This window comes from Paenibacillus sp. FSL H8-0457 (assembly GCF_038051935.1).
In the GTDB taxonomy this organism is placed as follows: domain Bacteria; phylum Bacillota; class Bacilli; order Paenibacillales; family Paenibacillaceae; genus Paenibacillus_AQ; species Paenibacillus_AQ lautus_A.
Genome location: NZ_CP150293.1, coordinates 3,794,862 through 3,818,557 on the forward strand (window position 1 = coordinate 3,794,862; position 23,696 = coordinate 3,818,557).

Here is a 23,696-nt window from a genome sequence, read left to right on the forward strand (position 1 = left end):
AATGCACCCCTAGAAATCATCGGAATAGCCAGGGGATTCCAATGTCTATTCTAAGGGGTGCACTTAATGGTCTGATACCGCCTTTGCCATTTACATTTCTTTATATACAAAATAATCAAAATCAGCGTGTTTCCGGGTCCCGCCAAGATCCTGCACGCAAAGACCGATGTAGGTTCCCGTAAACCGGATATATTCAGGAGATTCATCCGACAGATGCGTGATATCGAACCATCCGCCTGCCGGATGCCAGGACGGATCATCTTGTAACCCATAGTAAAAACAGGCACGGTCATGATCGATCACAACCTTTAACCGGATCCCGTTCACCGGTTTCAGCGTGATATCATCCAGCAGCTCGTCGTATATCCCGTATCGGGACTGAATGATTCCGAGGCACAGTCCCTTCTCTTCGTGATACGTTACCCGTAAATAGAGATAGTCTTTCGTGTCGTAATACAGAATCAGCCCTGCCATTTGCTGCGGATGGTCCGGTGCAAACTCCAGACAAGTTTCGGCTTCGCACGCAAAAGCCTGCAGTCTTCGCGCGACCATGCTCTGCCTGTGCGTCGAGCTCATTGACTCCATGCCGCGCAGGCGCAAGCAACCGGGACGTTCCGTAAGGCTCAGCCACGTCGAGTCCGGCGGAATACGAAGCGTATTCCAATCGCTCCGAAGCATGGGTTGATCAAAGTGGTCCATTTTCGGTGCCGGTTCAAAAGGGTGTGGCATAATTTTCGGTGCAGGCACCTGAACTTCGGGGTAGCGGTCACCGCTCGCAAGCCGCAGCCAGCCGTCCTCGCTCCAAACACATTGCTGCAGAGCCGTCTCACGGCCAAGTGTGCAAAATTGTCCATTGACAGGCCGGCCGACCAGGTGGGCCATGTACCATTCGCCGGTGTGCGTCTCGACGAGGCTGCCGTGACCGGCCTTCTGGAGCATTAAATCCGGCCTGCCGTATGAAGTCAGGATCGGATTGGCAGGATCGACCTCATAAGGTCCCTGTAACATGCGGGAGCGTGCTACCGTCACCGCATGCTCGTAACCGGTTCCCCCTTCAGCCGTTATTAAATAATAAAAATCCTTATATTTGTACAGATGCGGCGCTTCCGTCAGCCCTAATTCCGTGCCTTTGAATATGTTAACGGCGGGCCCTATCAGCTTCTGTTCCTGAACGGAAAATTCCTGGAGCACGATGCCCGAGAACCGGTTCTTTCCCTTACGGTGATCCCAAATCATATTGACCAGCCACTTGCGTCCGTCCTCATCATGGAATAAGGATGGATCGAATCCGCTGCTGTTCAAATATACCGGCTCGGACCACGGGCCTTCGATATCCTTTGCCGTCACAAGATAATTATGGGTATCTTTAAAAGCGCCGATCCGGCTTTTGACATCCGTGTAAATCAGGTAAAACACGCCGTTGTCATAGCTAAGGCAGGGAGCCCATACTCCTCCGGAATCGATGTTGCCCTCCATATGCAGCTGCGAAGTCCGGCTAAGCGGAGATTGTATCGGCTTCCAATGAACCAGGTCCCGGGAATGGTGAATCCGTACACCCGGGAACCATTCGAAGGTGGACGTGGCGATATAATAATCTTCCCCCGCCCGGCAAATGGACGGATCGGGATGAAAACCGCGAAGAACGGGGTTCGTGATCATATTCATTTAAGTTCCCTCCGGTATGAAAATGATGATTGTACAAAATGGTTGATTTCAGTGCCAGCCCAGTACTTTTTTGCCGGCTTCCAGAGCGGTTATGATCCGTTCCACGTCGTACACATTCCCTCTCCATGTCCCTCCGCTGACGGACTGCAGCGCAGCCCACAGCCTGGTGTCATCCGGCAGAGCTTCATCCGGCCGCATATCCGGATGGAAGGGCCTCTGTGCAAGGATGAGAGCTCCCTCCTCCGGCGAAACCTCGATTTCCCCTTCACCGACAAAGTTCATGCTGCCTTCCAGCGTGTTGCGATCCACGACGATATCGATCAAGTCACCGTTCCGAAGCTTGCCGATCGGCCCGCCTGCCAGTGCTTCAGGGCCAACGTGGCCAATGCACGCCCCGGTGGAAACACCGGAAAACCGGGCATCTGTAATGAGCGATACGTATTTGCCGAAAGACAAATGCTTCAGCGCAGACGTAAGTTGGTAAGTCTCCTCCATCCCGGTCCCTGACGGCCCCCGCCCGAGAAGTACGACCACGTCGCCTGCCAGAACACCGCCGGTCTTAATTGCACGGATCGCTTCGCGTTCGGTTGTAAACACTTTTGCTCTACCTTTGTGACGATACACGCCTTGGTTATCCAGTACCGTAGGGTCGATCGATGTGGATTTGATCACAGAGCCCTCCGGAGCGATATTCCCTGTTGGAAATGTCACGGTAGAGGTAATGCCAAGACGCTGCGAATACTCAACGCTCATAATGACACTGTCCGGATCTATCCCGTCCTTCTCCTTCAGCTGCTTCCGCAGCAGATGACGGCGTTCCGACGATTCCCACCAGTCGAGAACCTCGCTCAGCGTCGTACCTGTTACGGTAAGCACGGACTCATCCAGTACGCCAAGCTGCCTAAGGTGAAGCATCACTTCGGGCACGCCTCCAGCCTGAAACACCCGAATGGTCGGGTGGAAGATCGGGCCGTTCGGCAGGGCGCTGACCAGTCTCGGCACATGTTTGTTGACCTGGATCCAGTCCTGCACCGCAGGCACGTTTAAACCGGCTGCATGGGCAATGGCGGGAATGTGCAGCAGCAGGTTGGTAGAGCCGCCGAATGCGGCATGAACAGCCATCGCATTGCGAATCGCCGCATCGGTGACAACGTCCGCCATTCTCAGCCCATTGGACTCCATCGCCATCAGTGCGCGTGAGGATTGGCGCGCCATTTCGATCCAGATCGGCTGCCCGGAAGGTGCAAGTGCGGCATGCGGCACCGTCATGCCCATCGCCTCGGCGACGACCTGGGCCGTTGCTGCCGTGCCCAGGAACTGGCAGCCTCCCCCCGGTGTAGCACATGCCCGGCAGCCGAGCTCCGCCGCCGCTTCCAGGGAGAGCTCGCCGCTGACGTACCGTGCGCCGATCGTCTGAATTTTGCCGGCGTCCTCTCCATCGACAGGCGGAAGGGTGACGCCCCCGGGAACGATTACTCCCGGCAGCTGCGGCATTCCCGCAAGCGCTAACATCATCGCCGGCAGACCTTTGTCACAAGTGGCGACGCCGATCACGCCTTTGCGCGTCGGCAGGGAGCGAATCAATCTGCGGAACACGAGCGCGGCATCGTTCCTGTACGGGAGCGAGTCGAACATGCCTGTCGTGCCCTGTGATCTGCCGTCACAGGGGTCGCTGACATAGCCGGCAAACGGAATTCCGCCGCGGTCCGATATCTCTTCCGCCGCGGCCTTCATGAGCAGACCGACCTCCCAGTGGCCCGTGTGGTAACCGAGGGCTGCAGGACTGCCGTCCTCATTGCGAATTCCGCCCTGCGTGCTCAGGATCAGAAACTGTTTTCCGTTCAATTCCTCAGGCTTCCAGCCCATTCCGACATTCTGGGACATGCCGAACAAGTCGCCGCTCGGAGCGTTCCGCAGCAAATCATCCGTTAAAGGCAGCCGTCCCGCTGCCCCCGGAGCTTGTGCTGTAATATCGAAACGGCTTGAGTCCATCTCTCCCATTATCGACATAATCTGATCGTGCATGGCACCCTCCCGCAGCTTATGACTTCACGAAGACCGTTTTGATAGAAGTGAAAAACTCGATCGCTGCTTGACCCTGTTCCCTGGAATGCGAGCTTGACATCTTCATCCCGCCGAACGGCGCCTGCAGCTCTACACCGGCCGTTTCCGCATTGATCCTGACCAATCCGGCATCCATATCCCGGATGAATGACAGCATTGCCCCGACATTTTGCGTATAGATGGAGGCACTCAAGCCAAAGTCGCTGTCATTGGCCGTCTCTATGGCTTCCTCCAGGGAATCCACCGCGATCAATGCAAGCACAGGACCGAAGACTTCTTCCCGGGCTATGGACATATGCGGTTCGACACCCTCAAATACGGTTGGCTGGACATAGAATCCCTCTTCAAGTCCTGGACCGTCCGCTCTTTTTCCGCCGGTCAGCAGCACGGCACCTTCATCCTGCCCTTTATGAATATAGTTCAGCACCGTTTCGAGCTGTCCTTCGTTCGCGCACGGTCCCATCCAGCTTTCGGAAGACATGCCGTCGCCCAACCGGATCTCCCGAATTTGCGACAGGAGCTTTTCTTTAAAGGCTTCATATACTTTCCGCTCAACAATGACCCGGCTGGTGGCGGTGCATTTTTGGCCGGTGGATTTCAAGCCGCCGCTGATGGTGGCCTCGACTGCCAAGTCCAGGTCCGCATCTGCCGCGATAATGATCGGATTTTTGCCGCCCATTTCAAGCTGATACTTGGCTCCCCGCCCCAAAGCGGCGGCGCCGACCCGTTTTCCGACTTCGTTGGAACCTGTAAACGTTATCCCGTTGACATCCGGATGCTCGGCAAGCGCAGATCCGATCACCGAACCTCTGCCGCATACAAGATTGAGAACGCCTGCCGGAATTCCCGCTTCCTCAAAGCATTCCATCAGTTTGGCTGCCGTGACCGCCGTTTCCTGCGCCGGCTTTAACACAACGGTATTGCCGTATATCAAAGCCGGGGCCGTCTTCCAAATCGGAATCGCTACGGGAAAATTCCATGGGGCAATCACGCCCACGACGCCAAGCGGTACACGGGTCGTAAACATCAGTGCTTCGCTGTCCGTGGAAGGAATGACATCGCCGATTTTTCGCATCCCTTCGCCAGCGTAATACCTAAGGATCGCGACGCCGCGCATCGTCTCTCCCTTAGCTTCTGCGAGCGTTTTGCCCATTTCCCTCGTCATCGCCTCGGCGACCTCGTCGACCCGGCGTTCCAGCACATTCGCCGCCTTGTACAGAACATTGCCGCGTTCCGAGCCGGTTAATCGCCGCCAGGCTCGGCCTGCTGCTTTGGCCGCTGCGACAGCACGGTTCAGATCCTCTATACCGGAAACCGGTACATACCCGACTACCTCATTCCGGTTTGCCGGATTGATGCTGGGTTCGTTTTCTCCGGACGCCGCCTTCATCCATTCTCCGTTGATATAGTTCCTGTATACTTGCTCTCCTTGAAATGCCATCATGGAAGTACGTCCTCCTTATTAAAAACTAGTTTGATAAAACAGGGTTCACCAGCGTACCGATACTGCTGATTGAAATTTCAATCCGGTCCCCGGGCTCAAGCGTGAACTCATTAGGCGGCACAATGCTTGTGCCTGTCAAAAGCACCGTACCGTCAAACAAATCATTGTCTTTTGCCAGGAAGGAGACCAGTTCATCCAGCTTTCGGTTTAATTCACTCGTACTGGCCTCGCTCTTAACGACCATGCGCCCCTCGCGGTAAATTTCGCAGACGATGCTGAATGCATATGGATTCTGCACCGTTTCCGCAAGCCGGATGGCCGGTCCGATGGAGCAGGATTTGCGCCATATTTTCGCTTGCGGCAAATACAGCGGGTTCTCCCCTTCGATATCGCGGCAGCTCATGTCATTGCCGACGATATATCCCACAATGCTGCCATCTGCGCCAAGCACCAATCCCAGCTCAGGCTCAGGGATCTGCCATGTGGAATCACTGCGCAGCGTGACGGCCTCGTTCGGTCCGATGGTGCGGGCGGCCGTGGATTTGAAAAAGATTTCCGGCCTCTCAGCCTCATAAACTTTGTCGTAAAATGTTTCCGCATCCAGTTTTCCATCCGTAGCTTCATAATTACGTGCTTCCCGGCTCCGTTGATATGTAACGCCTGCCGCCCATACCTCCGGAGCTTCCACTGGCGTGATAAGGCGCAGAGAAGTCCAGTCACCAGCCAACTCATTCGCAGGACTAAAAGCGCTTTCAACCAGTTGGACAGGAGAGATCCCGCGCTCCCTGGCTTGATGGATCAAAGTCATAAAATCCGGCTGCGGCAGACGATAGGCTGCTTCATCATCCGTAACGGCTGCCAGCCGCTTCTGTTGTCCGTCCAGAAATCGTATAATTCTCATTCAGGCTTGCCCCCATTTCTTCCCCTTCGGGTTGATATTACTACCATAGCACCACCGATCGTCTATGACGATGCGCTAATCTCTACGACGATTTACCCTTTTCACGCATGATTTTTCTGTTAAGATGAGTCTAACCGTTACTGGAAAACAGGACATACCGAGGAGGTTTGCTTTGACCAAGTTTTCCGAAGCCGTATATTTAGGCCGTCTGCCCGATGTTCGCATGTCTTTTCAATTATTGGGGCTGCATGCAAGAAAAGTGGGTTCCCGCTGGACTTATCCGTCCCACGAGCATTCCATGTACGAAATTCATTGGATGATGGACGGAGAGATGAATATGGTGGTAAATGGACAGCTGTACAAACAGTCCGTTGGAGACTTGTTGTTCATCCGCCCCGGTATGACGCATTCCTGCACTGGCGCCGGTCCGAAAGGTTTCACTTACTTTTCCGTCCATTTCAGCGTTCACGATACATCCTTTTGTAGAGAACTCAACCGCTGCAAGGACATTTATTATCCGGCTGATTCGGTTTTAGCCCAGGGACTGTCTTCTTCTCTCTCTACACTCTACAGTCTGGCCACTGAGCACTTATCCAGCCCGCTGCCGGCCTTCAAACAGATGAGAGTCCACGCTGCCGTATTCGAACTGCTCGGCTCCCTGGTCGGACAGCTATCTCAGACCCCATCCGTCATCTTATCGAAAAAAGAAGCAATCGCCCGTCAGATCGCCGAGCAAATTGAAGACTCCGTAAGATATATCCATCTTCACGGTGAAATTCAGGAGACCGAGCGAACCTGGATCCATGACATCGCCAAGTCGCTGAACCTTAGTCCGTCGCAGGTGAATCGGATCTTTCGTGAAGTGTACGGCAAAGCACCTCGCAAGTTCTTGTCAGAAACCCTTTTGGGCGAAGCTCAGCGGCTGTTAAAGCAAACGGATTTAAGCATGGACCATATCGCGATGATGCTAGGATATAAGACCAATGCGCATTTCAGCCGCCAGTTCAAGCGGTGGACGAGGATGGCGCCCAGTGAATACAGAAACGGAGTCCAGCAGCAGTCATTAGATTATGAGCCGGGTCAGTAACTCATTAAGAATGCGTATCACGAGCTATTAAGTTATTTGATGATCACTCATCCCTTTTCTTGGTGAACATGTAGGAGCGGCCGGCTTCCCCCGTAAACGAAACAGGGTCAAGTCCAGGTGCTTGTAAACGGCATGGACCGGAGACTGAGCAGGACACGACCACTTCAGTAACCTGTCCCTTCGTCCAGGTGAAATTCAAGGTGAAGCCGCCACGTGCCCGCAGCCCTCTGACTTCCCCATCGCTCCAGCTGTTAGGCAAAGCAGGCAGCAAACGGATCAAACCAGCGTGGCTTTGCAGCAGCATCTCGGCAATGCCCGCCGTGCCGCCGAAATTACCATCGATTTGAAACGGCGGATGGTTGTCGAAAAGGTTAGGCAGCGTAGAGTGGTGAAGCATCGCTCTTACGTTTTCGTAAGCTTTGTCGGCATCCAACAGTCGTGCCCAGAAGTTGATGATCCACGCCCGGCTCCAGCCGGTGTGTCCGCCGCCGTTAGCCAACCTTCGTTCCAAAGTCGTCCGAGCCGCTGCGGCGAGCTCCGGCGTGGAATCCACGTTCATGCCTTCGCCCGGATAAAGCGCAAACAGATGGGAGATGTGGCGATGTCCCGGTTCCACTTCCTCGTAATCCTCCATCCACTCCTGAATTTGCCCATATTTGCCGATCTGCGGTTTGGGCAGCCGCTTCAAGGCGGCAGCGAGCTCCTCGCGGAACGCCTCATCCCGCCCGAAAATTTCCGCACTCTGCATGCAGGCATCAAACAGCGCTTCGATGATCTGGAAATCCATCGTGGCCCCTGTGCACAGCACCCCCGTCTCGCCGTTTGGCAGCTTATAGCGGTTCTCCGGGGAAACGGAAGGGCAAGTCACGAGCCGCCCTTCGCCGTCCTCGATCAAATAATCGAGCAGGAACAACGCCGCCTCCTTCATCGTCTCGTATGCCCGCGCCAGAAAATATCGGTCCTGACCGAATCGGTAATGCTCCCACAGATGCAGGCACAGCCAGGCGGCGCCCATCGGCCAGAAGGAAGCAGGAAGGTACGTATCCTGCGGGGCCGTGTCCGCCCAAATATCCGTATTGTGATGCGCGGTGAAGCCCCGGCAGCCGTACATGACGCCGGCCGTAACCCGCCCGGGCTCCCGCATCCGTTCGATCAGCTCGAACAACGGCTCGTGGCATTCGGCCAAATTGCAGTTTTCCGCATGCCAATAATTCATCTGCGCATTGATATTGATCGTGAATTTGCTGTCCCACGGCGGAGTAAAGCTGTCGTTCCAGATGCCTTGAAGATTCGCGGGCAAAGAGCCCGGCCGGCTGGAGGCAATGAGCAGGTAGCGCCCGAATTGAAAATAGGTCGCGATCAGGCCGTGGTCTTCCTCGCCGTGTTGGAACCGCTTCAACCGTTCGTCGGTCGGGAGCGCGGCTTTGTCCGGATTCTCGGGCAGCTTCAGTTCGACCCGTCCGTACAGCTCGCGGTAATCGGCGACATGCCGGGCTAACAGCTCGGCATACGGAACTCGGCTCAACTCCTCCAGCCGCCGTTTGCCGTCAAGCTCCGGGTCGGGATGCCGGAACGTCGTTCCGGCGGCAAGCAGCAATGTGACCGAGCTTGCGCCGTCCACTAGCAAATACTCGCCAAGCGTGCGGCAGACGCCGCCTTCCGGGACCGCCTTCAAGACGGCGCTGAAGGAGCTGCCTCCTTCGCCGCCGCAATCCCCGCGCATGACCAGCCCGCTCGCCTCCCATTTGTCCGTCTTCTCCACGTACCTCCAGTTCCGGCGGTTGAACCGGGCTTTGAACGTGACCGCCTCCTGCTTGTCGGCGGTGATGCGGATGACGACCGCCTGATCCGGATAACTGGCAAACAGCTCGCGCGTATACCTGATCCCGCCGATCCGATAGCTGACGCGGGATACACCGCGCTCCAAATCAAGCTCCCGCATGTAATCCTCGGCAAGCTGGCCATGCTGGCCGAACGACAGCAGCAGATCGCCGAGCGGCACATAGTGCCGCTGCGCTTCGGGCAGCCCCGCCATCGTCATCGCCGCCAGCTCCTCCGCTTCCTGCAGCCTGCCTTCCATAATCAGCTTGCGGATCTCGGGCAAATGGGGCAGCGCATCTTCGTTGTTGCGGTCGCGCGGGCCCCCGTACCACACCGAATCCTCGTTAAGCTGCAGCTTCTCCTCGGCCGTGCCGCCGAAGATCATCGCGCCCAGCCGGCCGTTTCCGATCGGCAGCGCCTCATTCCATTCGGCCGCCGGTTTCCTATACCACAAGCGATGCTTCAGTTCCATGCCATTCAAACTTGTCATGCTTCTCCTCCAATCCGCTATCGCAATTTGAACTAGTTCAGCTCCACCAACGCCTTGATCACCTTCGATTCCGGCAAGAGCCAGCTGTCGAAGTTGTCGATCATGTCCTCGAGCGAGCTTCGGTGGGTAATGTAATGCCGATGTCAATGCAGCCGCCGGTTATGGCCGCAATCACCCGCTCGAAGTCCTCCCGCGTCGCATTTCGGCTGCCCTGCACCGTCATTTCGCACGCGTGAAAATCGGGATCGTTAAAGGTAATCGTGCTTTTTACCAACCCGACAAACGTCAAGGAACCGCCGTGGCCGACGAGCCCAAAGGCGCTTTCCATCGACGAGGCGCTGCTCGTACGGCCGTTTCGCTTAATTTCAGAATGAATTCGGTTTCCTCGATCGTCGGCGCAGCCTGAACAAGAATCGTATGGCCGATGCCGTGTCTCTGCAAATGCAGTTTGAGACCGGAAGGCAAATAGTCGCGGTAAAGCACCGGAATTTCGGGCGTCATCCATCCGTAATCGTTGCGTTCGATTTTCCAAAAATGCTGATGGGCGTCAATGCGCATCGAACACAACCTCCATTCCACCTTGTTGCAACATCCGATAACAGAATAGAAATTGCCGAATTCCGCATATTTGTACCTTTTTTTGATGTCACGGTCCCAAATCGAAGATCACTTAAACGCCGAACTTTAAAAATAAGGAAGACAAGAGCCCCGCGTCCTGAGCAAAGACTCCTGCCTCCAAGAAGCCGGGCTTATCGGGCCACGGTTTATTTCGATATTGTCGATGAATCGTAAGCAGCCTGCATGATTTCAATATAACGCGGCATGTTCAGACCCTCCAGCCCTTTCACGTAATCATCCCAATCCTTATCCAGGCTCTTGGCACCGGTGATGAACAGCAAGGCGTTCTGGTCAATATAGTCCTTGATGTTCGTCTGCATCATGCTGGCTTCGTCGGCAACCAGCGGGTCGACCCATAGCGCCCAGTGCGGGAAGATATCTTGCGGCTCCTTGCCTTCCATCAATAGCGTTGCCTCGTACAGGCGGCGTTCGTAACCGTCATCGGCGTAAATATCTGTGCCCTGAACCTCGGCATCGCGGTATGCCCGGTGATGGTTATATTGGGTTAATGCTCCCCAATTGTCATTGCGGGGCTGCTCCCCGGGTTCAAGCGGGATCGCTTTATAGAGCGGCTCCACTTTATCGTTCAGCGCGATTTCTCCATCCTGCGGCTTGCGCCAGCTTTTGCCTTCTTCACCGAGGTAGGAAAGCATCGCGCCTTCTTGCGTGTAGAAATAGTCCAGCATTTGAATGGCGGCAATTTGGGCCTCTTTGCTCGCTTTATTCGTCAGGACGAAGGATGCGCCCGGATCTATCGGATAGTTGAATGTTGCATAATCGGCATGCGGTCCTCGCAAAGGCGAAAGCGGGTTATAGTCCTTGCTGTACGGCGCGTCTTCTCCCGTCGTCAGGAACAAGGCGGGATGCATGCCGGCCCCGGCGCCCAACAGCTGTGCGTCCGCGTTATCCCCGATTTTTTTGTACGCGCCTGCATTTTGCGTAAAGGCTCCCGGGTCAATGAGCCCCCCATCATAAAGCGATTTGATGTAGGCCAGCGCTTCCCGCCATTCCGGTTTGTTCGCGGCGGTGTCTACCTGGCCCTCCTTCATGATGAGATATGTTCTGTCGTCGTTGTATATAAAGCCGTTCATAAGGTAAGGGATTACGTGAACGCCGAAATTTTCGACGGATCCGCTAAGCGGCACTTCGTCCGCCTTGCCGTTGCCGTTCGGATCCTGTGTCTTGAAGGCCTCGAGAACCGCTTTGAATTCTTCCGGCGTCGTCGGCTGCGCAAGCCCGAGCTGATCAAGCCACTTCGTATTGATCCACATTTTATTCGGGTAGGAGCAGTGGAAGCATTCGTTTAAGCCGGTCAATCCGTAAATGTTGCCATCCGGCGCGGTGTTCATCGCTTTATAATAATCGTTGTTCTCCAGCACTTCCTTAATGTGCGGAGCATGCTCATCGATCAGGTCGTTCAGCGGGATGATTACCCCCTGCTGTCCGAATTTCAATAAGTCCGTCTGCGAGAAACGGTCTACCCATGGAATAAGCATATACAAATCCGGATAGTCGCCGGACGCGAGCGAGATTTGCCGTTTTTCGGCCGCGCCGTCAAACGGAACGGTTGTCCAATTGAATTTGATGCCGAATTGCTCTTCCATTTTTTTCGTAAACTTGTTGGTTTTCAGATCCATATCCGATCCTTGATGGGAAAAAACGTTGATCGTTACCTTCTCGCCGGAGTCCGGCATGCCGCCTTCCTTCCCTGCGCTTCCCGGGTTGTCATTTCCGCCGGAGCATCCGGCAAGCACAAAACTAAGCATCAGTATGAGAACAAGCAGACGAGTTGCTGTTTTTCTCAAATCAATCTCCCCCTCATGAATTGGTAATGCAACATAACGGGCTCTGCCCACGATCAGCCCTTCACGGAGCCGATCAGCATGCCTTGCACGAAATAGCGCTGCACGAACGGATAGATCACCAGCACCGGAAGGCTTGCCACCACAATAAGCGAGTATTTCATGAGCTCGGCCATTTGCTGCTGCTTCACCATCTCCCCGGCGTCCATATTGCCCGTTCCGCTTCCCAGGATGAGAATGCTGCGGAGAATGAGCTGAAGCGGATAGAGCGATTGCGATTTTAAGTAGATCAAGGCATCGAAATAGGCGTTCCACTGCCCCACCGCGTACATAAGCGAGAGCACGGCGATAATCGGTTTGGCAAGCGGAAGAACGACGCTGAAAATGTAGCGGATGTCGCTGCACCCGTCGATGTCTGCCGCCTCGGAAAGCTCATCCGGGATCGAGGTCTGGAAGAAGGTTCTGGCGATAATGACCTGCCATACCCAAACGGCATTCGGAATGAGCAGCGCCCAGCGGGTATCGATCATGCCCATCGATTTGACGACCAGATAGGTCGGGATCAACCCGCCGGAGAACAGCATGGTGAAAGTAATGAAAACCATAAGCGGCGTGCGGCCGAAAAACGACTTCTTCGACAGCGGGTAAGCGACCATGATGGTCAGGGATACGCTGATGAACGTACCGGCAACGGTATAAAACAGCGAATTGGCATAGCCTGTCAGCACCTGGCCGTTTCGGAACACCGCCTCGTACCCTGCCAGCGATACGTCGACCGGCCACAGCCACACCTTGCCTGCAGAGACGGCGCTTGGACTGCTCAGGGACGAGCTTACGATGTAAATAAGCGGATACAGGACGGCAATTAAAACCAAGATCAGCAAGATGTAGGTTACGCTCAGAAAAATACGGTCCCCCAGCGACTCCTTGATCCTCACGCTCCGTCGGCTTCCGGAATGGGCCCGCAATGCGTTCATGTCACTCCCCCCCTTTCGTGAAATTTACCAGAGGCTGGTATTGGATGCCCGCTTGGCAATGGCGTTGACGACTAGGAGCAGCACCAGATTGATCAAGGAATTGAACAATCCTACCGCCGTGGCGAAGCTGTAGTTCGCGTTCAGCAATCCGATTTTGTACACATACGTGGAAATGATCTCGGACGAGGACAAGTTCAGCGGATTCTGCAATAAGTACATTTTCTCGAAGCCGAGTGCCATGATGTTGCCTACACTGAGAATCAGAATGATGACCGCGGCCGGCAGAATGCCGGGAAGATCGACATTCAGGATTTTCTGGAACCGATTGGCGCCATCCACTTTGGCCGCTTCATATAATGACGGGTCCACTCCCGCCAGAGCAGCAAGATAAATCACCGCGGAATAGCCCATGGTTTGCCATACATCGGACAGCACGTAGATCGTGCGGAACATGCCAGGCTCTCCAAGATAATTGACCGCTTCAAAGCCAAGCGCGCCAGCAATGGTATTCACGATCCCAAGACGCGGGGACAGGAACAGCATGATGATGGACACCATGACCACCGTGGAGATGAAATATGGCGCATAGGTGACCATCTGCACGGTTTTTTTGAACCTTGCGCTCTTCACCTCGTTCAAGGCCAACGCCAGCAGAATCGGGATCGGAAACCCGACGATCAATTGATAGAACGAAATGTACAGCGTATTTTTGATCAGTGTCACGAACGCAGGGTTGCGAAAAAACATCTCGAAATACTGTGTGCCGACCCATGGACTCCCCCAAATCCCTTTCATTACGTTATAATTCTTGAATGCTAGCACGGCGTTTGCCATGGGCAAGTACTTGAAGATGATGAAGTACAAGACCGGCGGAATGACCAGCAGATACAGTTGCCAATGTCTTCTGAAGCTTCGATAGGCGGCTCTTCCGATTTCCGAGCGCTTGCCGCTCGGGGCTCTGACCGTTTTGGACTTGGAAAATAGAGTACTCAGTTCCATCCCTCCTTCGATGAGTAGCTGCCAATGAAGCCGGAACTTATTTGGCAGCGCTTTCTTGTGCGTAATCATAAAATTGCACGCTCGGCTTCGTAAAGGCACACTTTCTCCCTTGCCGTACAATTTCGGAAACGGATGCTTTCCAAGCCTTGATTTTACTAGGTTTTTCATTAGGCGGATTCGATAAAAAACGTCCGCCAACACGTTCGATCCCCTTTGATTAAGCAGACGGCTGACTTCCCTTTTACGCAAAAGATTGGCGAGATCGCCGTTTCCTTAATCGGCCATTTGCCGGAATGTGCTCGGCGACACGCCGCGAACCCGCTTGAAGGCCCTCCGAAATGAATGGGCGCTGTTATACCCCACCTGCGCGGCGATCTCGTCAATCGTCAATAGGTTCTCCTGCAGCAGCTCGGCCGCCTTGCCGATCCTCACCAGCTCAACGTAGTCCGAAGGATTCGTTCCCGTATGTTCCTTGAACATTTGGGAGATATACTTTTCGGGCTTGCCAATATGCTCCGCGATACGATAAAGCGTCAACTCTGCGTCGGAGTAACGCTCGTGGATATAGCGGATGATCTCACCGACGGTCTCGGCATGCATGTCGCATTTTTTCTTCCGGACGTCCATGCAGATATCATGAATGAGCTTCCCGAATCTGTCCCTGAGCTGATCGACCCCGTCCGACGTCGTAATGGCCGCGATCTGTTCCTTGATATGGTCGGTCAACGACTCGTCGTGGAATATTTTTTGTTCGGCCAGCTTCAAAAAGGTTCCCTTGAGTTCCGTCACAAACTGCTGCGTCATATCGTACGACAGCTCCCTTTCTTCAAAGTTCCGGCTGAACAGCTGGTCAAGAAGGCGGCTTGTTTCCTCCAGTTCACCCGCCTTAAGCGTATTGAGCATACGCTGTTCGGATTCAATCGGATAATAGTACAGCTCCGTTGCTTTCATCGCATCCTCGAACCGAGTGATGCCGACTGCCCCAGTGTGGACGGCATATTCCAACGCTTGCTGCGCTTCGTTGAACGAGTCAGCTACGCCGTTCCACGCGTCGAACACCGAACCCAGCCCGATCGTGATCGACAATCGATGCTGCCGATATACGGTATCGACTAGTTCGAGCAAACCGGCTTCCAGGCGACGATGTAAATCGTCCAGCGGCTCTCCGGCAAGCGCATGCACGAAAGCGATCTGGTCCGAACCCCAGTCCGTAACCAGCACATCGGATTCCAGCCGGCTCAAGCCCTGCCGGACGATCAACCTTGCGACGCTGAGTTCCTGGATGATTTCCTCACTGTCAGCGCTGCCATATCCGGCAACTTTTAGAATGCCTGCACGTCCATGCTCGCCGCGGAGGCGGACTCCGGTTTGACCGGAGACCGCCTCGATCTCGCGCAGCGTATAGAAGTCGCCTGTCAGCAGCCGCTTGATAAACGCATCCCTAAGCAGCGGGAGCTGATCGTTCAGTGAAGACTCCAGCAATTCATTGTTTGCGATCAGCGCCGCGATATTGCCGGCCAGGAAATCATACTCATTACCGATCTTCTCCCGAGAAATGTGGTTTTGCTCGCGAAACACGGACAGGAGCGAATGGAGCTTAGCACTGTGCCGGTACGCGAGCACAAGTCCGATCAGCAAACCGATGACCAGCGCAGCCAGCGTAAACGTCGTCGTGATCCGCTGGATTTTGTCGGCCTTCGTCAACAGCACCTGCTCGGGTATTCCGGCCATATAGGTCCACCCGTTCAGGTCGGACCGAATGGTAATCAACAGTTTGCCGTCGCCCGTGGGGCTGACTTGTCCGTTCTCGTCTCCCGGAGCTTCGGAGAAGCGCTTGGCTTCCTCTTCGCCGATGCCGCGGGACAGGATCAAGCTGCCTTCCCGGTCCGCAACCACCGCCCAGCCGCCGTATTGGTCCACGATGTTTTGCAGCAGGCTGCCCATATGATCTTCATCGATCATAACGCCGATCATCGCCTGTGGATTGTTGAAGCTGTTAAGCGGTATCGACTGCAGAAACGTGACTGCCGGCATTTCGACAAACACCGTATCGCGGATTTCCCGCCTATATTTCTTAAGCGGAATCAACTCATTTAGATGAGGTTTCTTTAATACGGCCTCTTCCCATTCCTCGAACGTCATTCCTTCAAGCCGATTCGCCTCGTAATAATGCTCAGGCCGGTAATAGACGGTGCTCGGCGTAATAATGGCGTTATAATTGCGTATGTAGATGAAGAAATTAGACAGGTAATCGTTCGTGCTGCTGTACATGGACAGACTGCGCTGCATCCTCCCCAAGCCGTAAACGTTGTTGCTGTCGAGCGGCTTGGGATCGGCGATCAGACGATATAAATCCTGATTGATCGCAAGCTGCTTCGTGAAGGCTTCCACCTCCACCAGATGCCGCTCGATGATCTCTTTTCCCAGATTCAATGAACTCAGACTGTTTTCGATCGAGCTTGATTTTGCTACTTCAATCGAAGCCCTGTACGATGCATAACCTGCGATTTGGGGGATTAACAGCACAATCAGGTAGGAAATCAGAAATCTGCGGAACACCGGGGAGAACTTGGACCATAAACGCTGCATATGTACCCTCCTCAATAGAAAGCGTTTTCAAATATGAAGCAATTCGATGATACACTTGACTGTTCGCAAGAAAAAGGTACAATTCCTTCCTCGGAGTACAATTGCATACGATATGGCAATAGGCTAGGAGCGAAAGGACGCAAATTCCTTTACGAGGCAATATGATCAATCGGAGTTAATATAAACATTAAGGGGTTTGGCAGGAACCACTGCGAGCTGTGTGTCGGCACTTCGTGGATTTCCTTACTGATTACCAGCCCAGAACAAAGAGCTGCCCTTCCAAGTCACCCTTGTGACTTGAAGACAGCCCTTATCATACGCTTTGTTAACAGTACCGTAGACGATGTGTTACCGCCCGAGTTCACCCACAAAAGTCGTAACGCTTTGCGCGGGAAGATGAGCCCAGAAATTGCTCCCTGTTACATTGAGAGACGTTCCTGGCTGGAGATTGCTGCTGCTGCTCGTGATCCACCTTGATACCTGCGAAACGGTTCCATTCTGAAGGACAAAGTTCTGATTGACCCCGGAGTTGTTCCGGTTTATGGCAACGATAACGATTTTGTTGTCGCCTTTATAGGCGGATACGTAAACGTTCGTTTGTGGATTTTTCGAAGCATCCACCCTGACATAGCCGGGACGGACAAACTTGGAGAAATGAGCCATATTGTAGCCGCGTTTGCTGATCGTGCCGTCCTCTTTCATCGGACCGTAGGATCTGCGGATATACCACCATACGTAAGCTTGAAAATCTCCCTCTACCATCGCATTGTGGATATGGTAAGACACATCCAAGGCTTCAGGCCAGCGATCCGCCGAGTTGTTGTCGCTGTTCGGGTAATACACCTCGGTCATCCAGAGGTCTTTTCCCGCTCCTTTTTGTTTGAATAGTGGATACGCGAAATTGCTAACTTGGGTACCGTACAGATGAGCGCCAAGAATATCCATATTGGCAAGCGCCTGGGGATCATTTAGAATCGGGTCCGACATATTTTTCAGATATTGGAACGATTCCGGTGCGATCACTCTGCTGTTGATCGATCCGGCATTTTCTTTCATAAAGCGAAGCATTTCCTGCGGCGTCCACCACGTCCAGTCATGCGCATAATCGGGCTCGTTCTGGACGGAAATCGCGTAAAGATTCACGCCATTGTTTCTCATGTAGGTTACGAAATCGTTAAGATGCTGGGCATACGCGGCATACTTGTCGTAGCGAAGTCGCTTTGCCGACGTATCGCCGTTGCGGTTGAAGGTCTCGACCATGTCGGCGGGCGGATTCCATGGCGAAGCGAATACGATAGCTCCAAGGGCAATCGCTCGTTTGGCCGTATCCAGTTCACGGTACCACTGATTTCGGTCTTCGTGCACGTAGATTCTTAATATCGAGAATCCTAACTGGTTGTGTCCGTTTCCGAATGCGGTTTCTCTCTGTGCTGCCGTCAAATCTCCGATCCATGCCGGGTGGTTGATGCCTCCGAAACCGCGTATCACTTGTTTCTCCGACGATACATTCACAACGGCGTCGCTGGCTGCGGCAACATCGCCAGGTGCCGGCAAAAGGGACAACGCAAGGACAAGGGCCAAACATGCACTTATGGCTTTCTTATAACGTGAAATCAAGAAACGATTCATGAGACTGCTCCTCCCAAAAATTTTTTTTTGGATTCGTGTCAGGATGCACTCGGTTGAATTCATATCCGACCTTTCAATTCCACTCCATCCCTTCCACAGCTAGCAATCGCTTTATCGCTTTGGAAGCCTCGACGAATAGTTGGGGATTGGTGAATCCCTCGAACCTTCCGGCGGCCCGCAGATGCGGCTCCAAAGACAGAAAGCCGGAATACCGCCTGCGGCAAAGCTCTTGAAGGAGCAGACGTAGCTCGCCGTCACCATCGCCTGCGGGCACGACCATCCCCTTCCCCATTATGGCGTCTTTGACATGGATATACGCCGTATAGTCGCCGACCAATGGGTAGGCCTCGCCTACGGGTTTCACGCCGCACTGCACGAAATTCGCAGGATCGAACGCCGCCCGCAAATGGGGGGACGAAACTGATTGAAGCAACTCCAAGCATCGCTCGCCGGTGTCTCCGTAAATATGGCTTTCGTTCTCATGAAGCAGTACAATGCCTTCCTGCTCTGCCAACTGAGCGAGCCGAAGCATGCGCCGTATTACCTCTGGCCGATACTTCTCGTGGTCTCCGTCGGGAATGTAAAAGGAAAACACGCGGACATAAGGCGCTTGGAAATACTTAGCCAAACGAACGGCATGCTTGGCATGTTCGAGATGAGGTTCAAAGTCGTCGGTGATTTGGATTTTCCCGATCGGCGATCCGATTGAGGAGACTCCGACCCCCCGCTGCGATAATCGTTCTTTTATGCCAGACAACTCTTCTTCCCTCAACTGCAGCACGTTTTTCCCCCATACGCCTCGAAGCTCAAGATAACGGATGCTTTCGGATTCAAGGACATCCAGCTGTTCCTCCAAATCCTGGGAGATCTCATCCGCAAACCCGGTTAACGTGATCATTCAATCATTCCCTTTCTTAGCTGAAAATTTCGATAATAGCAAGCGGCGATTCCATGGTAAAATTACAATCCAATCACAGGTTGTAAAAGTTCATTAGGACGTTACAATTTTTTTAAAAGGAGGCGATTTTCGCATGGAGCTTGAATATCACCCTCATCTCGTACCGAATATCTTTCTGTTCGTAGACCGTAAATGTTATCCGGATTGGAAAATTCAGAAGTCCCGAATCGGATTTCATGATTTGACGTTCGTTGTTGAGGGCCGGGCAAACTACTACATTAACGGCAAAAAATTTGCAGTTGAAGCAGGCGACCTGGTATACGTTCCCGGAGGAAGCGTACGAGAAGCCCATACATGTAAGGAGTCGCCCATGCATGCGTATCCGTTCAATTTTTTCTGGGCCGAGCCGCATAATTATATCCGGCTTCCGTTTGGCGTGGTCACAAAGAAATTGATCACCAAGGAGATTCTTTCCTACATCCGTGAGTTCAACCTCGTGTGGATGAATAAACAACCGTTTTATATGATCCATGCGCGCGCATTGTTCGAACTCATTCTCCATCGGCTGCTCCGCTGCATGCATCGCCAAACGACGATGCTGATGGATCCGCGGATCAAGAAACTGACAGCATTCATCGAAGAGCACTATGCGGAAGACTTGACGTTAAACGATTTTGCCGAGCAGCTCAATCTCCACCCCGTCTACCTTGGAAAGCTATTCAAGCTGAACACCGGTTCGACCTACAAGGAATACCTGCAGCGCGTTCGCGTAAATAATGCTGAAATCATGCTGGCGACGGGCAATTGTACTGTTACGGAAGCCGCGGAATGCTGCGGTTTTTATGACCTTTCCTATTTCAGCAAAGTGTTCAAGGAATCGAAAGGCTATCCTCCCTCTGCCATTAAGAGGCATTAATCGAAATCGCTTTCCAACACGAATGGCTTTACCTGAAGCCGCCCTCCTAATCGAAAGAGGATGCGAGGGCAGCTGTTATGGTTGATGATCCCTGCTCACTTTTTCCAAACTGTATCAATCGCGGCCTGGAACGGCGCTTTGTATTTCTCGACAACCGTTGATACCGGGATGCCTTCCTGAATTTCCCCTGTAAATTCGTAATAAGGCATCGATGGATACCCGGCGTTGGTATCAACTACTTTGATGCTCTCACCGGCCATCTTGGCATTTTGAATATCGTCCTCATTGCTGAATAGTGTTTCCAGCGTGGATTGTTTCGGATAATCGTAGATTGAGTCGATATCGTTGATTTTCTCGTAAATGTAAACCAGGCGTTCGGGGTGTTCTACCGCGCTTGGAATCGTCAGATAGTTCGGGATCGTATTATGCGAATGATACCCTGTGGCGCTTGGCCCTTTCGGGAATGGAAGAAAGCCGATATCGTAATCCGGCATGTCCTGCTTGAAGTTCTCCATTTCATAGTCGCTGCCGGCAAGCATCAATGTGTTGCCTTGGCGGAAAAATTGGCCCGCCTCAGTCCAGTCCCCTCCTTCCGTAGGCCTGCCAACCGCCTCGGTTGCAAGTCGCGATAAGAAGTTCAATACTTCCAAGGTTTTTGGATCCTCGAGTCCTTGCTGATCGAGAATGACCAGATTCGCCTCGTTCGAAGCCATGGCAGGAACCAGAAGGGAAGCGGTTGCAAGCCCCCAAATATCCAACTTGCCGTCGTTATTTGAATCTTTGTTCGCTTCTTTCGCGACTTGAATGAATGTGTCCCAGTTCCAGTTGTCTTCGTTGACGTATTCCTGCAACGGCTTTATGCCCAATTGATTCATTAGCGTGCGATTATAGAAAATGCCGGATGATGCGCCATTGATGCCGGTCCGAAATCCGTAGCCTCTTCCTTCGTATTGGGAGTACTCGTTCGTGTACTGCTGTATGAATACCTTCTCATTCTTGGTATATTCATCCACTGGCGCGAACAAACCTTGATTGACCAGCGTCGGAATCATCCATGGCCTTGCAACCCGGATGATATCGCCGATCGGTTCGCCCGCTACCAGCGAAGCTGTCACCTTGTCCTGATACTCGCCGAAATCCACGGTTACGTATTCCATTTTAAAATTATGCTTTTCCATTAACTCTTCCAAATTTCGTTTCCGATTAATGTTGTCAGGGTTGTCTTCCTGAATGGACTCGTCATACCAGGACACCCATTTGATGGTGCTGCCGCCCATATCAAAATCCATTTCCGGCGAACCGGATATGTCTTCCTGGCCGCTTGGTTCGTCTGCCGGTTCCTCGTCTTTCACTGCAGGCTCGTTGACGGCCTCATTCGCTATGCCGGGTTCGCTCGACTTCAGATCACCGCCCGAACCGCTGCTGCATGCCATCATGAACACCAGAATCAGACTGCAGAACAGCAGGCTGATCTTTCGCATCCACATGCGTTATTCCCCTCCCTTGGTCATGGCTGCATTCATGTTGCAGCGCTTACATTTTGTAGCTACCAAGATCATATAACTGCTTGCGTTAACGGACCAGAGAGAAACTAAACATGATTTGTAAATTCTAAAAGTGTTGATGCTCTGGGCAACGCAAAGGGCCAGAAAGTGGAAAGCGCATGAGCATCGGCTATACGGTGTGCCCAATCTGAATTCATCATTGGCAAAGGATTAACCTCGGGTTCACGTCGTCAAAACGCAAAAGAAGCGCTGCGTACCCGCACACGGGAACACGGCGCTTCTTTTGTTCTTCATGTTCAACAATTCGCACAAACCCAGAAAAGTTGTTGTTCCGTCAGCCTTCCACCAATGCTTCCACCTGCACATCCAGGTATACGGACGCAAGCGCTGGATTCAGGTCCTTCTCTTCCGTCAAGCCCAGCATCGGTTCACCGTCAACGTCGAAATGCACGCGACGGAGACCCGAGCAGCGGGGTTGGCCGATGCCTGGACGAGCGTGATATACGCTCCAGATCGTTCCTTCCTCGTCCTTCACATAAGAATTGTGTCCTGGCCCGTATTCGCCCGGCACGCTTCTGGAGGTTAGCAGCGGGTAATTTCGCTTCGTCCATTGGTTCGGGTCAAGCAAATCAGCGTCAGAATTGACGCTGAGCATGCCGACGCAATACGTGGCATCGACCAGAGCACCGGATATCGTCACGAAGATCTTCCGGTCTGTCATGAGTGCAAAGGGCCCTTCCTCCACGAACGTTTGATTGTTCGCCCAGCCGTAATCGGGCTTGGACAGCAGGACAGGCTCCGATAACAGTCTCCACGGTTCCCTCGGATCCGCCTCGGCGATATAGATCCACGAGCCCAGGTCATGCGGTACCAATTCCCTTTGCGCCCAGAGCACATATAAACGGCCTTTCCGCTCTAATACGGTCATGTCCAGCGTTATGCCGGCTTGAAACAGCGGGCTTCCGTCATTCCTGGCGACCCGGATTGGGGTCCCCCAATCCGCAGCCATTCTCGGATTGCCGCCATTCTTTAACCGCATAACATGCGATTGAATGTCTTTGAATTCGCCGCTGCAGCCGGCAAGAAAAATATACAGATCGCCGCCGATGCCATGAAGTTCAGGCGCCCACAGAAATCGCTTCAGATGATCATGCATGCCTGTATCCAGGATTTTGGTTTCTTCTGCCGAGACCAGACCGAATATGGAATCCGCCTCCCGGATCGATATCGTATGGTTGCCGTCGGCATCATTGGTCGCGACAAAATAATACCTTCCGTCCCACTGCGCAATGCAAGGGTCGGCACGGTTCGTCGCCATCGGAAACGTATAGCGATCCTGCCGAATGCTTCCAGAAATGCGATAAGTTCCGGGACGGCTCCAATCGATCTCGGACGCATCCCACTCAATCGGCTTGATCGCGGTTGTGCCATCACTGTATATCGCCGTCACTTTAACGGCTTGTAACTGTTCTTTGGACGTAACGGCCACACGCTCCGGCAGTTCATTACGCACATGAACCGGTACCGTAAGCTTATGAATCAGCCTCTGAGCCACGCCTCGCGATACACGTATCGCATTGCGGGGCACTGCTCCTTCAATGTCGACGCGTCTCGGGCTTAGCGTGAAAGCTTCGCACGGCTTCGGCTTGGCAGCGTCGTCCGGGCATGTCACATCCGCCATTTCCCTTTGATAATACCTTCCGTCTTCTTCACGCCAACGAAGGATATACCTTCGGGAAGCATGTTCATATTCGCACATGATATCTTGTACATGAAGCCCGTTCGTTAGGTTCAACAGACCGAGCTCCCGATACTGCAGCAAGTCCGGGGAAGTGAACAAAAGCACTGAGCCCTTGCTCTGCTGATCGGGAGAACCGTCCGCTTCCGTCCGAATGGCCAGTACGCCAAAGTTTCCGTCAGCCAAGTGGAACAGGTACGGATTCTTCAAACTCTTGGCGGACAGCGTGGCGTTTGAGAGCTCGGCGGCTTTAGCGAACAGCACCCCCGAGTTGTGATTAAGCTCCCGATAACTCATCCCGTCTTCGGTGTAAGCGAGATGCATGCTATATGCAAGCTTCGGGGAATAGATTTCCGGTTCAAGCGGTTCTCTCGTATAGCAGAGAACGCTGAGAATTTCATTTTCCATACGCTGCTCCTTCCCTCCTAACGGATAAGGCTTTTCAAGAATAATCTCTTCCAACTTTGCACTCGGCTTCGAGTAATGAATATTCACTCCGGTCGTCCCGCCGAACAGGAACGTTATATGAGACCTCCGACAGCTTACATCTCTC

The 23,696-nt window shown here is 53.3% G+C and carries 16 protein-coding genes and 1 pseudogene; 2 read left to right on the forward strand and 15 right to left on the reverse strand.

Annotation, left to right across the window (positions count from 1 at the left end):
- Positions 1 to 90: 90 nt before the first annotated feature.
- The 4 genes from MHI43_RS16670 to MHI43_RS16685 are packed head-to-tail and all read right to left on the reverse strand — an operon-like array spanning position 91 to position 6,074.
- Complete coding sequence (locus tag MHI43_RS16670; protein WP_015735501.1) at positions 91 to 1,665, reverse strand: glycoside hydrolase family 43 protein; 1,575 nt, start codon at positions 1,663 to 1,665, stop codon at positions 91 to 93.
- Positions 1,666 to 1,713: 48 nt separating this feature from the next.
- Positions 1,714 to 3,690, reverse strand: a complete 1,977-nt coding sequence (locus MHI43_RS16675) for a YjhG/YagF family D-xylonate dehydratase (RefSeq protein WP_036660562.1) — start codon at positions 3,688 to 3,690, stop codon at positions 1,714 to 1,716.
- A 16-nt stretch (positions 3,691 to 3,706) separates the two neighbouring features.
- The gene (gene gucD, locus MHI43_RS16680) at positions 3,707 to 5,173 is read right to left on the reverse strand and encodes an alpha-ketoglutaric semialdehyde dehydrogenase GucD (protein ID WP_015735503.1); all 1,467 of its coding nucleotides are present in this window, start codon (positions 5,171 to 5,173) and stop codon (positions 3,707 to 3,709) included.
- Positions 5,174 to 5,198: 25 nt separating this feature from the next.
- The gene (locus tag MHI43_RS16685; protein ID WP_015735504.1) at positions 5,199 to 6,074 is read right to left on the reverse strand and encodes a fumarylacetoacetate hydrolase family protein; all 876 of its coding nucleotides are present in this window, start codon (positions 6,072 to 6,074) and stop codon (positions 5,199 to 5,201) included.
- A 172-nt stretch (positions 6,075 to 6,246) separates the two neighbouring features.
- On the opposite strand from MHI43_RS16685, the gene MHI43_RS16690 reads away from it, so the two are divergent.
- The gene (locus tag MHI43_RS16690) at positions 6,247 to 7,161 is read left to right on the forward strand and encodes an AraC family transcriptional regulator (protein WP_015735505.1); all 915 of its coding nucleotides are present in this window, start codon (positions 6,247 to 6,249) and stop codon (positions 7,159 to 7,161) included.
- 43 nt (positions 7,162 to 7,204) lie between these two features.
- Here the strand turns inward: MHI43_RS16690 and MHI43_RS16695 are convergent, their stop codons facing one another.
- The 9 genes and pseudogenes from MHI43_RS16695 to MHI43_RS16735 form a co-directional block, all read right to left on the reverse strand.
- The gene (locus MHI43_RS16695; RefSeq protein WP_015735506.1) at positions 7,205 to 9,472 is read right to left on the reverse strand and encodes a glycoside hydrolase family 95 protein; all 2,268 of its coding nucleotides are present in this window, start codon (positions 9,470 to 9,472) and stop codon (positions 7,205 to 7,207) included.
- A 100-nt stretch (positions 9,473 to 9,572) separates the two neighbouring features.
- Positions 9,573 to 9,800 carry a hypothetical protein gene (locus MHI43_RS16700; protein ID WP_144374251.1) on the reverse strand — a complete coding sequence of 76 codons (228 nt, stop codon included), beginning with the start codon at positions 9,798 to 9,800 and terminating at the stop codon, positions 9,573 to 9,575.
- 26 nt (positions 9,801 to 9,826) lie between these two features.
- Positions 9,827 to 10,030: pseudogene (locus MHI43_RS16705) on the reverse strand (amidohydrolase); the annotation flags it as partial.
- Positions 10,031 to 10,236: 206 nt separating this feature from the next.
- Positions 10,237 to 11,895, reverse strand: coding sequence for an ABC transporter substrate-binding protein (locus MHI43_RS16710; RefSeq protein WP_015735507.1), 1,659 nt, complete (start codon positions 11,893 to 11,895; stop codon positions 10,237 to 10,239).
- Between the two features lie 53 nt (positions 11,896 to 11,948).
- Positions 11,949 to 12,869: a carbohydrate ABC transporter permease gene (locus tag MHI43_RS16715; protein WP_015735508.1), complete on the reverse strand. Its 921-nt coding sequence runs from the start codon at positions 12,867 to 12,869 to the stop codon at positions 11,949 to 11,951.
- A 24-nt stretch (positions 12,870 to 12,893) separates the two neighbouring features.
- On the reverse strand, positions 12,894 to 13,868 hold the full coding sequence (locus MHI43_RS16720; RefSeq protein ID WP_176502406.1) for an ABC transporter permease subunit: 975 nt from the start codon (positions 13,866 to 13,868) through the stop codon (positions 12,894 to 12,896).
- 273 nt (positions 13,869 to 14,141) lie between these two features.
- The gene (locus MHI43_RS16725) at positions 14,142 to 16,457 is read right to left on the reverse strand and encodes a helix-turn-helix domain-containing protein (RefSeq protein WP_036660566.1); all 2,316 of its coding nucleotides are present in this window, start codon (positions 16,455 to 16,457) and stop codon (positions 14,142 to 14,144) included.
- Positions 16,458 to 16,805: 348 nt separating this feature from the next.
- Complete coding sequence (locus MHI43_RS16730) at positions 16,806 to 18,086, reverse strand: glycoside hydrolase family 30 beta sandwich domain-containing protein (protein WP_235201640.1); 1,281 nt, start codon at positions 18,084 to 18,086, stop codon at positions 16,806 to 16,808.
- Positions 18,087 to 18,159: 73 nt separating this feature from the next.
- Positions 18,160 to 18,984 carry a sugar phosphate isomerase/epimerase family protein gene (locus MHI43_RS16735; protein WP_015735512.1) on the reverse strand — a complete coding sequence of 275 codons (825 nt, stop codon included), beginning with the start codon at positions 18,982 to 18,984 and terminating at the stop codon, positions 18,160 to 18,162.
- Positions 18,985 to 19,117: 133 nt separating this feature from the next.
- Between MHI43_RS16735 and MHI43_RS16740 the strand changes: the two genes are divergently transcribed.
- Positions 19,118 to 19,900, forward strand: coding sequence for an AraC family transcriptional regulator (locus MHI43_RS16740; RefSeq protein WP_051425300.1), 783 nt, complete (start codon positions 19,118 to 19,120; stop codon positions 19,898 to 19,900).
- A gap of 95 nt (positions 19,901 to 19,995) precedes the next feature.
- On the opposite strand, the gene MHI43_RS16745 is transcribed toward MHI43_RS16740, so the two are convergent.
- On the reverse strand, positions 19,996 to 21,387 hold the full coding sequence (locus MHI43_RS16745) for an extracellular solute-binding protein (RefSeq protein ID WP_036660567.1): 1,392 nt from the start codon (positions 21,385 to 21,387) through the stop codon (positions 19,996 to 19,998).
- Positions 21,388 to 21,739: 352 nt separating this feature from the next.
- Entirely contained in the window at positions 21,740 to 23,551 is a 1,812-nt protein-coding gene (locus MHI43_RS16750; RefSeq protein ID WP_036660568.1) for a family 43 glycosylhydrolase, read from the reverse strand.
- Positions 23,552 to 23,696 lie beyond the last annotated feature (145 nt).